This is a genomic window from Bacillus cereus (assembly GCF_002567495.1).
Classification (GTDB): domain Bacteria; phylum Bacillota; class Bacilli; order Bacillales; family Bacillaceae_G; genus Bacillus_A; species Bacillus_A cereus_AQ.
In genome coordinates, this window is record NZ_NVAP01000019.1 from 67,667 (window position 1) to 81,135 (window position 13,469).

Here is a 13,469-nt window from a genome sequence, read left to right on the forward strand (position 1 = left end):
TCAAATGATGAAATTTCCATTTAAGGTCATAACCTTAGCTACTTTAGCAACGGTTATTACTGCTACGAATGGTAGTACTATTCATGCACTTGCACAAGAACAGACAGCTCAAGAACAGAAAATAGAAAATTATGCGTTAGGATCTGAAGGATTAAAGAAAGCGTTGGCTGAAACAGGGTCTCATATTCTTGTAATGGATTTGTACGCAAAAACTATGATTAAGCAACCGAATGTAAATTTATCCAACATTGATTTAGGTTCAGGAGGAGGAGAATTAATTAAAAATATTCACCTGAATCAGGAACTGTCACGAATCAATGCAAATTACTGGTTAGATACAGCGAAGCCAAACATTCAAAAAACAGCACGTAATATTGTAAATTATGATGAGCAATTTCAAAATTACTACGACACATTAGTAGATACTGTAAAAAAGAAAGATAAGGTGAGCCTTAAAGAAGGAATAGGGGATTTAATCGATACAATTCATACAAATTCAAATGAAGTTACGGAAGTCATTAAGATGTTAGAGGCTTTCAAAACAAAGTTGTATACAAATACTGTAGATTTTAAAAATAATGTTGGTGGTCCAGATGGACAGGGAGGATTGACGGCTATATTAGCGGGAAAACAAGCACTAGTCCCACAACTTCAGGCCGAAATTGAGAATTTACGTTCTACACAGAAATCACATTTTGATAATGTATTAGCCTGGTCAATTGGTGGTGGATTAGGAGCAGCTATTTTAATTATTGGAACGATTGCAGGAGCGGTAGTAATTGTTGTGACTGGTGGTACAGCTACACCAGCTGTTGTTGGTGGTCTTACAGCTCTAGGAGCCGCTGGTATCGGTTTAGGAACAGCAGCTGGTGTTGAGGCATCTAATCATATGAATTCTTATAATGAAATTTCGAATAAAATTGGAGAATTAAGTATGAAAGCTGATTTGGCTAATCAAGCGGTTATTTCACTTACTAATACGAAAGACACTCTAACATATTTGTATCAGACAGTGGATCAAGCAATAATGTCTCTAACAAGTATTCAGCAACAATGGAATAAAATGGGGGCTAATTATAAAGATTTATATGATAATATCGACCAAATGCAAGAACATAAACTTTCGTTAATACCTGACGATTTAAAAGCTGCTAAACAAAGTTGGAATGATATTCATAAGGACGCAGAATTCATTTCAAAAGACATTGCTTTTAAACAAGAAAAAACAAACTAAAAATTAATATATATATTAATAGGAGGAATTAAAGTGAATAATAATTTTCCTTATAAACTACTTGCTGTATCAACGTTTTTAACCCTGACAACAACTACTGTAGTTTCTCCAGTAGCTGCTTTTGCAAGTGAAAGTAAAATAGAACAAACGAGTACGGAAGATATATCACTTTCTGTAAACAGCGAAAAGATGAAAAAAGCTTTGCAAGATGCTGGGGTATTTGCAAAATCCATGAATGATTACTCTTATTTGTTAATTAATAATCCAGATGTTAATTTTGAAGGAATTGATATTAAAGGATATACAAATCTACCTAGTCAAATTGTACAAGATCAAAAGAATGCAAGAGAGCATGCTACAAAGTGGGATGCGCACATAAAAAAACAACTTTTAGATACTCTTACAGGAATTGTAGAGTATGATACTACATTTGACAATTATTACGATACATTAGTAGAAGCAATTAATGAAGGAGATGCAGATACATTAAAAGAAGGCATTACAGATTTACAAGGTGAGATTAAAAAAAACCAAGCATATACACAGAATTTAATACAAGAACTAGCTAAGTTAAGAGATAGTATTGGAGAAGATGTCCGAGCATTTGGAGGTCATAAAGATATCTTGCAATCGATTTTAAAAAATCAAGCATCTGGAATAGATGAAGATGAAAAGCGCCTAAATGATGTTTTAGAGCAAGTAAGACATTTTAAACAAGTAGAATCGGATGGAATAATAACTGTATCAGTTCCCTCAATCCCTACATGGATTGCTGGAGGTGTAATGATAGGGGTAGCAAGAAATAATTTAAGTACGCTAGAACCGCTATTAGCGCAATTGCGCCAAACGGTAGACTATAAAATAACATTGAATCGTGTAGTTGGAGTTGCGTATAATAATATTGCTGAAATGCAAAATGCAATTGGATCAGCTATTAATGCTCTCACCTATATGTCAGCACAATGGCATGATTTAGATTCTCAATATTCAGGAGTACTTAATCATATTGATAAAGCATCCCAAAAAGCAGATCAAAATAAATTTAAATTCTTAAAACCTAATCTGAATGCAGCCAAAGACAGCTGGAAAACATTAAGAGCAGATGCGTTTACATTAAAAGAAGGAATAAAAACATTAAAAATGGATCCTGTTTCTTCAAAAAAATAAGAAAGTATGGTTTTATTGTTAAGTTTTCTAAAATATAGAGACTTTAAAAACATACTGCTAAATAATTAAATGATTCGTTATATATAAAAAAGGTGGAGTTGTATTAAGGACTCCACCTTTTTTGATGATATGCTTCTAATGAGCTAAAACTTTTTGTTCATTTATTTACAAGAAGGTGGGATTATGGTGTATGTCATTCCATACGACAGATTCGCTAGGGAAGATATCATTTATTTATTACCAAAGAATTACGAGGAAATTGGTTTAATGCGTTTTGGTGATGATAATGAGGAGTTCGATTTAAGATGTGGTGAATCTTTATAACCTTATTATAGTAAGCGCTTACAATAATAACGATACATTTTTTTATGCAATATTGCATATTTATACATTAGACCTCTATTTTTCATTTTTTAATGGTACTATAGCGAGATGAGAGTCTTTAAGGGTTCTCCTTGATAGGAGGAAATATGGAAAGAGTGCAAGCGATTTACAGTAATCAAAAATTTAAGAGTTGGGTTAAACAGGTATTAGCTGTAGGAGGAATAATAGGGTGCTGCTATTTGGTGTTATATGTTTTCTGTTTCTTAGTTATCATATAAATAGTATACAATTAAACTAGTAAAGTCTTGCCTAGAGAGGTAAGGCTCTTTTATTATACCTGGAGATGAGCAAACTACATACAATACCTCTCAGGTTTGTCAGATTACTTTGTATAGTGCCTTGTTTCTAACACTAACTTCTGTCATTGAAAGTAAATAAACTTCTATTCACATGTTTCCATTTATATTGAAAACAGAATTCTAATGATAAAAAATGTGTTTTTATAAGACAAGCATAAGTTATCTTACGTTTTGGAAAAATCTTTTTATCTTGAAAAAGGATTTAAATCTTACTAATAAATTTGAATCCCCTTCATATATTATATTCTCTATATTATCATATAAATATAATATAGAGAATATGATTTAAAAGCAAGTATTTTAGTAGGGGTACTGCTACATGCTCAACAACTTAAGGATTTTATAATACCCAAAATAAAAACTTCGCACATTTTCTAAAAACAAACTATTTAATTATATCAATAATAAGATTAATTAATATAATATATTAATCCTAACAGAAGGGAGGATTAGCCATGCAATTAGTTTGTTTTAAAGTAGTAAATGGACAATACTTTTTAGTTGTAGAAGGTATCGAGATTCCTGCGCCAATTCCAGCGTTTGCTGCAGCTTTATTAATTGGTTTAGGAGTAATCCCGCTTTGTTCTTAATTTAAGGAATTCCAAACAGCACTACCTTTCAATCGATAAACCCTTAAGCATATGAATGCTTAGGGGTTTCTTTATAATAAAAAAGAAAAGACGCCATAAGGCGTCCCCACAATTAGGTAGATAAAACTCTAGTTTTCCAATCTAAAGAAATTTTGTATCAGCTCTTTGAAAGTATATCATAATATCCGATTGATTTATTATGCATTATTACATACTCTTCTCAAACCCTCTAGTTTTTATTTGATAAAATAGAATCCTAATATTACTAAAAATCAAATAAATATTTCTAAAAACACTAAATATTTACAAGGATAACAAAAGTGATACATTTAAGGGGCAAATTATAAAAAATATTAAAGGGGGAATAAAGAAGTATTTAAAAAGAACTAATATAAACGGTGAGCAGTGATACAGGTTATATGAACCTGTATCTTGTTAAAAAAGGATACTCATTTGAGTATCCTTTCTCTGACTTGAACCATCTTGATTTTTATAAGATGAAAGTTGGGTGCAGATCCAATATGGGTATAATGAAAGGAAATACCAACATTGCTTTAGTTTTCCTATCATGCAGTAAAATCTTGTTATTTAAATGAATTGTTTAGCTGAATTCAAAGGATTGAAAAACGTATTTAAAATTGTAATATCTTTGCAAAGATAAAGATAATAAAGTGATCTAATTAAGGCACTTGTTCGTTAAAATGAGTTTTTCAACAGATTACTATTTTAGGGTGAATTCTGTAATGGAATGATAAGGGGCATTTGTCTATTGGGATTTCAGAAGGATTTAAAATCGTATATCTAAAAAATATAAACATATATATTTTAAGAGGACTGAGTTTGAAAGTATAACGATAAATGTGCTGGGTTTACTGACACATTTATAACAGAAAAAAACAAACTATTCAAGACCAGTGCTATCAGATACTACAATTCTACTGGTCACGTTAATTATTTCTCACTTGTAATAGGGGGAATTGTAGTGTTTTGAAATGTATCTGTTTTTGTTTTTGTTTTTGTTTCCCTATATGAACGATTATAGCAACGGGCTCCGTACTGAAATAATGAAGAATCATCATTTGTTTATTCTGATTTCTGGAAAAGTTTTAATAGTTTTATGCTGGACAAATATATTTTTTAGGAAGAGGAGAGATTATTGATGGATAATCAATTATTATATCAACAGCCAAAAAGAAAAAAGGCACTCGTGATTGGAGCTGGTATTGCAGGCTTGCTTACTGCACGCGTGCTTTCCAGTTATTTTGAGACAGTGATAGTTGTTGAAAAAGATGAATTACCCCAAAAACCATCTGAACGTCCAGGTACACCCCAAGACTTTCATCCTCATCGTGTATTACCACGCGGAGAAATCATTATGAATCGTTTCTTTCCTGGATATGTTGATGATTTATTAAATCTAGGGGCCCATAATATCAAGAATGATAAAATGATTCGATTTTCTCCGTATGGGGCACTTGAACTAGTTATAGAGCGAAAAGGTGCAGCGAGCAGTCGAGCATTGTTAGAATGGACAATCCGCCAACGTGTGCAAGAAATTCCTAATGTACATTTTTATTCAAGGCAAGCAGTCACAGGCCTTTTAGCTTCGTCTGATCACAAGCGTGTTATTGGAATTCATATTCAAGAACGAGACGAATTAAAAACAAAGCGAACTGTGTTAACCGATTTGGTAGTGGACACATGTGGTCGTCAATCGAAACTCAATAAATGGCTTACATCTATAGGATATGATGTTCCAGAACCAGAACGTTTAAAGGTGAATTTTGGATATAGCACGAGATATTATAAAGTACCCCCGCATATCAAAGAGAAATTGAGTGCAATTTCTGAAGGAGATCCTGCTAAAAACGTTGGTGCTGTAGGGTTATTATATATTGAAGATAACATAGCTCAAGCGCTACTATTTGTTGCTGGAGGTTTGCGCTATCCACCAACCAATTCAAAAGAATATGAAAAAGAACTGGATTCATTAGTTACCCCTATGATGGGGGAGTTAATCAAGGAGTTAGAACCAATTAGTGTCCCAAGAGGATTTAGAGCGCAGGAGTCAACTCGTCAACATTTTGAACAAATGGAAAATTGGCCATCTGGATTATTAGTGTTAGGTGATGCTTTTTGTAACTTTGATCCTATTTACGGACAAGGGATGACCGTAGCCGCCATTGAAGCTGAAATGTTAGATACTTGTTTAAAAGAACATTCTACTCATAAACCTGGATTCGAACGTAAAGTGCTGCAACGTATGCAACAAGCTATTGAGCCGGCATGGTGGCTGAGTTCAATTGCGGATTTGCGTTGGAAAGGTGTTGAACATGTAGGAGCCGTTCCACTAAAAGGTGTGAAATTTGCACAGAAATATTTTGATTTATATCTTAAACAAGCTTTAAAGCAAGCAAGAGAGGGTAATTCTACCATGCTCCAAAAATATATAATGATGAATGGGCTAGTTCATTCGCCTCATGAAATCATTAACTCAGATATGTTAAGCATGTTAATCACTGGGGATGAGAATTCAGAAAAGAATGAACTTTTGAACGGACTTGGAGAAGTAGATAAGAAATCGCTGCAAGAAAAAATACATGAATTAATCCCTTCCTTTACATTAGCTTTTGAGAAGAGCATTCCAAATCCGTTCTCATCCATTTCAATTTCTAATGTTAAATGAGGAAAAGCTAGTACAAATCAATGATTATTTGTACTAAATATATTCTAATTTTATATATCTTACACAATATATCAAAGAAGAAACATAACCTCTCTTTTTCTGCAGGTACATGTTTCTTTTTATCATTTTAGCCAAGAAAACACCCTCCTTAAGAAAATTGAAGGGTCACAGCCTAGTGGGTAGGTGGGAAAGGAGGAATCATCTAATATATATTGGATGATACTTTTTTGTTTTATGAACAAAAAGGCTATTGAAAGGGTCCTGATATAAATATCAAACCCTTTTCAATATGTATAATTATTTCACTGCCTCTTTTAATTCTTTTCCAGCCTTAAAAGCAGGTGCTTTTGAAGCCGCGATTTGCATTTCTTCACCTGTTTGTGGGTTACGTCCTGTACGTGCAGATCTTTCACGTACTTCAAATGTACCAAAGCCAAGAATCTGTACTTTCTCTCCATCTGCTAACGCATTTGTTATTGTATCTAATAACGCTTGTGTTGCTGCAGCAGCATCTTTTTGTGTAAGTTCAGCTTTTTCTGCTACTATTTTTGTTAATTCTGTTTTATTCATTTTCTGCACCTCTTGATATGTAATTAGGTGACTATTATAACGTGTGATTACTTATGATGCAATTATACTGTACATAGAGCTATAGCAAGTACAAGAAGGACAATGTCTGTGTAAAGGCATAAGATGGATATTGATTATCGCTTTAAATTCTGTTCATATTTCTTTACATCTTCCATGTTTTTAAATATTAACACATCAAAAACTCCTTTTTCATTCCCACATACAACAACAAAACCATCCGTTGCTTCCAGAACTCTACCGACGCCACCATCTGTAAGCGTAATACTGGTGAGCTGTTTTACGTTCAGTTTTTCTTCTTTTCGAATGTAAGTAGTTATGGGTGTTCCTACAGGAAATGCGTCTGTGATCTCTTTTGTTGTATATGTGCCATCATCTATTGATTGAGTTTTAGCTGTAATAGAATCAGTTTGAGTGGCACATCCTGTTGAACATATTAAAAGAATTCCAGTAATAATACTTACACAAGCTGTTTTTACCATTCACAAAATCCTCCTATAACTGTTCGTATTTTCAACCCATTTAGGGTAACAAATTATATATACGAAGTTTGTTGGTTTATATGAGTCGTAAATTAACAAAGATACAGGTATTTTGGCAGAATGTGTTTCAAACAAAAAAAAGACACCTAAAGGTGCCTTCCTGCGACTGGAACCATCGTAATATGGTATTGGGTGCCAACCTGATTATTTTTAACCACATTAAGCAATTTTGGTTGTTGAGAAATATAATTCAAATTTATATGTTGTTTACTTTTGTTTTGTTAGCTTTTTTGTAGTGGATTCTTCAATCTGTTCAGATTTACTTTTAATTTCATCGGTAATTGCTATTTTGCTACCCAGGTGTACCCTTTTTTATTTCTTGTCTGCGAACTAATTTTCCTTATTAATACAGTAAATATCTTTAAGGGAAAAGGGCGTAATTTAAATTAAAATAAATTTGTATTCATATAGCTCAAAAAATCGTTATTCTTTTTGTAGAAATATACAGAAAGGATGGCCTGATGAGTTAGAGTTTGATAGAATTTTTTATGTAAGAATTCCTCACTTTTAAACAAAGTGAAGTGGGAGTAGTTCAAACGATACCAATTGGGAATGGAATCGTCATTTTTTGGCCTCCCAGTCCTTGGAAGTAAAATGATTGGGGAACTTATTAATGAATCAGAAAAAGATATTCAAATTGAACTTAGAATATCTAACAGAATTCTTAGAGTTACCAGACTAAGAACCTATTTCAATTAGTTAACTGGTGAATGACTAAAGTTAACAAACTAAAACTATTTACTTAAATAACTAAAATTATGTAAATGAGCTGTCCATATGGACGGCTCATTTTTTGCTTAGCATGTGTTTTCTCCGAAATGCTGAAGGTATCCCATCACTTTCAAGTTAAGAAAAGTCAATATCCTCAAAATGAAAAACTATGCCGTTCTTTATTAAAAGTCCACGGAATTTTTATCCCGGAGTTGTTATAAAATATGGTTTATCGGAAATCTACGCTTATGCTTGTTCTTCTTTATATACTTGCATCAAGACTCTAGAATCTAAATTTTATGATTGTTTTCATGTTCGCGTATAACTGATAAATAAGTATTTCCTAAAACTTGAATTCCAATTGTCAATATTAGCATTAGTAACATTATACAGGCAAATAGCCAGAAAGTAATTTGGGCAGGGTACTTATCCATACTTTGTCCTATAATGATTGGGATTAACGATCCACCTAGGCCGTTTGTAGCTAATAATATACTAGTTGTTTTTTCTGTTTGACCAGGAAAATATAGGTTTGTGATAATTAAGGCAATCGCAAACATTGCTGCCATAAATAAACCCAGAAAGAAGCATAGAAAGAAACCTAGCCAAACATTACCGCTAATGGCTAGCAAGATAAGTACAACTAAGCCGCCGATATTAATTGAAAGTAAAAACTTGTTATAGGTAAGCTTTTCGGAGAGAACACCTGTTAACGCACGCCCTATTACCATTGCCGTCCAGTAAACAGTTACAGTCAGTGTTGCAAGAGAATTAGGGACTTCCCACTCTTCCATGAAAAGTGAAGGTAAAAAATGAACAATAGATACTTCGCTCCCACCATAACAGAAGAAATATATTGCAGAAAATGTAATGATTAAAAACGTCTTTTTAGTATAAGAACCAGTTGTTTTATTAACAGGTGTATTGACATTTGTATTCTTTATAAGAAATTCATCTACTTCACCAAAAGACAATACCTTCCATCCAATCATAACTAAAAATGAGCTCAACCCCAATATCAAAAATGCATATTCCCAAATACCCTTACTTATAAGTATGCTAGAGAAAAGTGGCATAAATAGTGCGCCTAATCCAAATGCAACTTCTAGTTTACCCATTGCTGATGCTTGTTTTTCTTGAAATGTAACTAAGATGATTGTGCCAATACAAGATTCCGCTAATCCAGCCCCGAATCCTGCTAATCCGACTAATGGAAAAAGAAAATACCAATTTGGTAGAAAAAACGAAAAAAGTTCAAAACTAATCATAATTAAACCCAGAAGAACAACATTTTTACGTCCTAGTTTTCTAACTAGAATAGGCATGCTAAGTACACCAAATAAAAAACCAACAAATTGACCAAAGATGAGTAAACCGCCATTACTATAGTTTTGCTTATAGTGAAGTAAAATCTCAGGTAGCATTGCACCAATGATGACTAAGGTAAAAGCGATTAACATGTACGAAAAGAAGCTTATCCAAAGTAAACGTTTTAACAACTATTTCTCCCCCTTATAAGTAATTTATTTATTGTTTAAATCAATTGCATATAATATCTATATATTACCAATATTGTTATATAGAAAAAATTTAAATTTTAAAATTAAATTTTTAAATGTTAATGATTTTTAATTATACTACCTTTTATTTTATTTTTTCTAAAAATTCATTATTTTTTACTTTCTCAACATAATTTACTTTAAATTTACTTGTAGTATGGATATTTCACATTATATTATGAGACTGTTATTTAATAACAATTTTCAAATTTTGGTGCATAAGTAAATACAGTCATAATCCATTATTTGTTAGGTGGGGCCCCTAACAAACAAATTTTAACATTACTAAAATAATAGGAGTGTTGTAAAAATGAATGGTAAAGTTAAAAGTTTAACAAACCCTGACAGTCTGTATTACAAAGTAGACGATGTCGTTATGGAGAGAGGGGAAGGCATTTACCTTTACGATCAGAATGGAAATAAATATTTTGACTGCGCATCAGCTACATTCAATTTGAATTTAGGGTACAGTAATAAAGAAGTGATCGACGTAGTAAAAAGTCAAATGGATAATCTTATTCATGTTACTTCATCCTATCAAACAGACCCCGTAAATAAATTAGCAGAGAAACTTGTTGAAATTGCTCCTAGCAATCTCACAAGAGCACACCCAAAAGTTAGCAGTGGTTCAGCAGCGAATGAAGGTGCTATTAAAATGGCACAATACAATACTGGGAAACGTGATGTTATTTCTTTGTTCCGCAGCCATTTGGGACAAACATATATGATGTCAGCTCTTTCAGGAAATGCTTTTCGAAGAGAACCATTCCCACCTCAATTTTCCTTTGGATTGCAAGTCCCAGACCCTTATTGCATGCGTTGTTTTTATAATCAAAAATCTGATTCTTGTGGAATGCTATGTGTGGAGAGGATTAATGATTTTATTGAATATGCAAGTACAGGGAATGTTGCAGCTATTATGGTTGAGCCGATATCAGGAAATGGAGGAAATATTGTTCCACCTAAAGGATATTTCAAAGCGTTGAAAAAATTATGTGAAGAACACGATATTGCATTAATTTTTGATGAGATACAAACTGGATTTGGTAGAACAGGTAAGATGTTTGCTGCTGATTACTTTGATGTACAACCTAATATGATGACAGTAGCTAAAGGATTAGGTGGAACTGGATTCCAAGTTGCAGCTATTCTTACCGAAGAGAAGTATGTGGGAATGCCTGGTCATCATCATTCGTTTACTTATGGATCCAATGTAATGGCATCTGCTGCAGCATGTACCACAATTGATATATTACAAAGACCTGGATTTTTGGACAACGTGACTGTGGTTGGAAATTATATAATGGAACGTTTAGAAAAAATGAAAGATAGATTTAAGTTTATTGGAGATGTAAGGGGTGTAGGTTTAATGATTGGGGTTGAAATAGTAAAAGATAATAATGAACCCGATGTTGAGCTTACAAATCATATTGCAAAACGTGCTATGGATCATGGCATAATTATCAGAACGTCTAGATATGGCTACGGAAATGTTTTTAAAATTCGTCCACCTCTTACTATTACTCTAAGTGAAGCAGAAGAATTGTGTTATAAATTAACTCATCTATTGGAGGAGATCAAGTGAAAACCTATATTATTGAGTTAGGAAAATACGTATATGATAAGGTGAAAAGTCAAAAGGGAACTTTGAAAAACCGTTTAGTTAATGGATATTCCCCAGGTGGAGATGCACAGTTTAATATTGATACTGCAGCAGAAAATGCGGTTCTAGATTATATAGCAGATAAGAAAGAACCAGTTGCATTCTATACTGAAGATGGTGGACTTAAGATTTTTGGAGAAAATCCACAATATATTTTAATTGTAGATCCAATTGATGGTACTCGTCCTGCGGCTGCAGGACTTGAAATGTCTTGTATTTCTATTGCTTTAGCAAAATACAAGGACAATTCTAAAATCAAAGATATTGAATATGCGTTGTTAATGGAACTGAAAACAGGTAATTACATGTATAGTGATATTTTTTCAAATTCCATTGAATTTGAAGGCTATAATAGCCAATTACCAAACTTAAGTCAGGGTAAAGATATTAAGAATATGTTTTGGAGTTTTGAGTTTAACGGTCATCCTACTAACTTAATGATTGACGCTTATGGACATCTAATTGATGAGTCAGCAAATAATGGTGGTGTATTTATATTTAATAGTGCATCTTATTCTATTTCACGAATTATTACAGGTCAAATGGATGCATATGTAGATATCGGGAATAGACTTCTTAAAGACTATCCAGATTTGTTAACAGATTTTCAAAGGGTAGGAAATGGTCAAGTCTTACACCTCTTTCCATATGATATAGCTGCTAGTGTATTTCTGGCGAAAAAAGCAGGAGTAATTATTACTGATGCATATGGTAACTCTTTAGATGAAACTCTTTTAACAGATCTCAGTTATACTAACCAGCAGTCATGTATAGCAGCTTCTACCAAAGAATTACACCAAAATTTATTGGAGAAAATAAATTGGAAACGGAGCGTGAAAAAGTATGAAGGCATTGGTATGGACTGAAAATAAAGCATTAGAATATAAAGAAGTGGAAGAACCTCAAATACAAAAAAATAATGATGTGAAAATCAAGATTTATGGTACTGGGATTTGCGGGACTGATTTAAATGTATTAAAAGGGAAGATGTATGCCGCTCCAAATATGGTTATGGGACATGAATCGGTTGGAGTCGTAGTGGAGGTAGGAGAAGAGGTTAGAAATGTAACCGTGGGAGATCGTGTTGTAATTGATCCTACCCAGTTTTGTGGAAAATGTTATTACTGTAGAAAAGGTTTAACATGTTATTGCGAAGAGTTTGATGAATGGCAGCTAGGAATTGGTTCTCATGGGACTTTTGGAGAGTATTACGTTGGAGAAGATAGATTTATTTATAAATTACCTGAATCAATGGAATGGGAGAGAGCAACATTAATTGAACCTCTTTCATGTGTTCTTAGCGTTATAGAAAAAGCTAATATAAAACCAGATGACTCCGTTCTAGTTTTAGGGTCTGGGCCAATTGGACTATTAGTTCAGATGATTGCTAGAAAACTTTCTAGAATTACAGTTGCCACGGAAATTGGTCCCTTTAGAACAGAAGCTGCCCGAAAAATAACTAAATATGTATATCATCCGCAAGAACTTACTTTAGAAGAAATCTACCGGATTAATCAAGGAAGAAAGTTCGATGTAATTTTTGATGCCATAGGTAATCAGCTAGACTGGGCATATCCGTTAATTGAAAAAGGTGGAAGGCTTATTCCAATGGGGTTTGATGATACCTATGAGTTTAAGGTTAAACCGTTTGAATTACTATCAAAAGGGATTACAATTATTGGAACTGGAGAAGCGCATCATATGATGGAAAAGGCTTTATCCTGTGCTATAGACCTTCCAGAATTATCGAATTTAATAACGGAAAAGGTAGCACTTGAAAATTTTGATACAGCTATTGGTAACTTAATGGGATTTGATCCAACTACTAATGAAAGAAAAGAGATTAATTCCATTAAAACAATATTAGTGTCTGAACCTACTAGTATCTAAGAAAGGTTCTGGCGCATGTTTTTTAAAAGAACAGATAATCCCGTTGAATAGTTGTCTAAGTATGTAATTGTTAAATATCGCTGTAATTCTTCTACAAAAAGTTGTAATTCTTGTTGAATCGAAAAATTCATAAAAACGTTATCCTTTCTAGTTTCT

11 protein-coding genes and 1 pseudogene are annotated in these 13,469 nt (G+C 33.0%); 8 read left to right on the forward strand and 4 right to left on the reverse strand.

All coding sequences use genetic code 11. From position 1 onward, the window contains the following. Window positions 1-4 precede the first annotated feature (4 nt). The 5 genes and pseudogenes from hblD (at window position 5) to COK05_RS08825 (ending at window position 6,360) form a co-directional block, all read left to right on the forward strand. A complete protein-coding gene (hblD, locus tag COK05_RS08810; RefSeq protein WP_098612278.1) occupies window positions 5-1,234 on the forward strand; it encodes a hemolysin BL lytic component L1 in 1,230 nt (409 codons plus the stop codon). A 33-nt stretch (window positions 1,235-1,267) separates the two neighbouring features. Further along, window positions 1,268-2,401, forward strand: coding sequence for a hemolysin BL binding component B (gene hblA, locus COK05_RS08815; RefSeq protein WP_098330955.1), 1,134 nt, complete (start codon window positions 1,268-1,270; stop codon window positions 2,399-2,401). A 162-nt stretch (window positions 2,402-2,563) separates the two neighbouring features. Further along, window positions 2,564-2,701, forward strand: a pseudogene (locus COK05_RS31290) (DUF6094 domain-containing protein); the annotation flags it as partial. Window positions 2,702-3,539: 838 nt separating this feature from the next. Next, window positions 3,540-3,674: a hypothetical protein gene (locus COK05_RS31650; protein WP_001177696.1), complete on the forward strand. Its 135-nt coding sequence runs from the start codon at window positions 3,540-3,542 to the stop codon at window positions 3,672-3,674. Between the two features lie 1,159 nt (window positions 3,675-4,833). Beyond that, window positions 4,834-6,360, forward strand: coding sequence for an FAD-dependent oxidoreductase (locus tag COK05_RS08825; RefSeq protein WP_098612279.1), 1,527 nt, complete (start codon window positions 4,834-4,836; stop codon window positions 6,358-6,360). Window positions 6,361-6,657: 297 nt separating this feature from the next. Here the strand turns inward: COK05_RS08825 and COK05_RS08830 are convergent, their stop codons facing one another. The 3 genes from COK05_RS08830 to COK05_RS08840 all read right to left on the reverse strand — a co-directional run bounded on the left by COK05_RS08830 (window position 6,658) and on the right by COK05_RS08840 (window position 9,700). Next, the gene (locus COK05_RS08830) at window positions 6,658-6,930 is read right to left on the reverse strand and encodes an HU family DNA-binding protein (protein ID WP_050845355.1); all 273 of its coding nucleotides are present in this window, start codon (window positions 6,928-6,930) and stop codon (window positions 6,658-6,660) included. Between the two features lie 134 nt (window positions 6,931-7,064). Continuing rightward, on the reverse strand, window positions 7,065-7,430 hold the full coding sequence (locus tag COK05_RS08835; RefSeq protein WP_098612280.1) for a hypothetical protein: 366 nt from the start codon (window positions 7,428-7,430) through the stop codon (window positions 7,065-7,067). 1,061 nt (window positions 7,431-8,491) lie between these two features. Beyond that, a complete protein-coding gene (locus tag COK05_RS08840) occupies window positions 8,492-9,700 on the reverse strand; it encodes an MFS transporter (RefSeq protein ID WP_098612281.1) in 1,209 nt (402 codons plus the stop codon). Window positions 9,701-10,070: 370 nt separating this feature from the next. Between COK05_RS08840 and COK05_RS08845 the strand changes: the two genes are divergently transcribed. Genes COK05_RS08845 through COK05_RS08855 form a run of 3 tightly spaced genes read left to right on the forward strand, consistent with a single transcriptional unit; the run spans window position 10,071 to window position 13,313 of the window. Then, window positions 10,071-11,345, forward strand: a complete 1,275-nt coding sequence (locus tag COK05_RS08845) for an aspartate aminotransferase family protein (protein ID WP_001013649.1) — start codon at window positions 10,071-10,073, stop codon at window positions 11,343-11,345. Further along, window positions 11,342-12,289: an inositol monophosphatase family protein gene (locus COK05_RS08850; protein ID WP_098612282.1), complete on the forward strand. Its 948-nt coding sequence runs from the start codon at window positions 11,342-11,344 to the stop codon at window positions 12,287-12,289. Before COK05_RS08845 ends, COK05_RS08850 begins: the two co-directional genes overlap by 4 nt. Continuing rightward, on the forward strand, window positions 12,267-13,313 hold the full coding sequence (locus tag COK05_RS08855; protein WP_098612283.1) for a zinc-dependent alcohol dehydrogenase: 1,047 nt from the start codon (window positions 12,267-12,269) through the stop codon (window positions 13,311-13,313). Before COK05_RS08850 ends, COK05_RS08855 begins: the two co-directional genes overlap by 23 nt. Here COK05_RS08855 and COK05_RS31655 read toward each other — a convergent pair. Next, window positions 13,310-13,444, reverse strand: coding sequence for a hypothetical protein (locus COK05_RS31655; RefSeq protein WP_255290313.1), 135 nt, complete (start codon window positions 13,442-13,444; stop codon window positions 13,310-13,312). The genes COK05_RS08855 and COK05_RS31655 overlap by 4 nt on opposite strands. Window positions 13,445-13,469 lie beyond the last annotated feature (25 nt).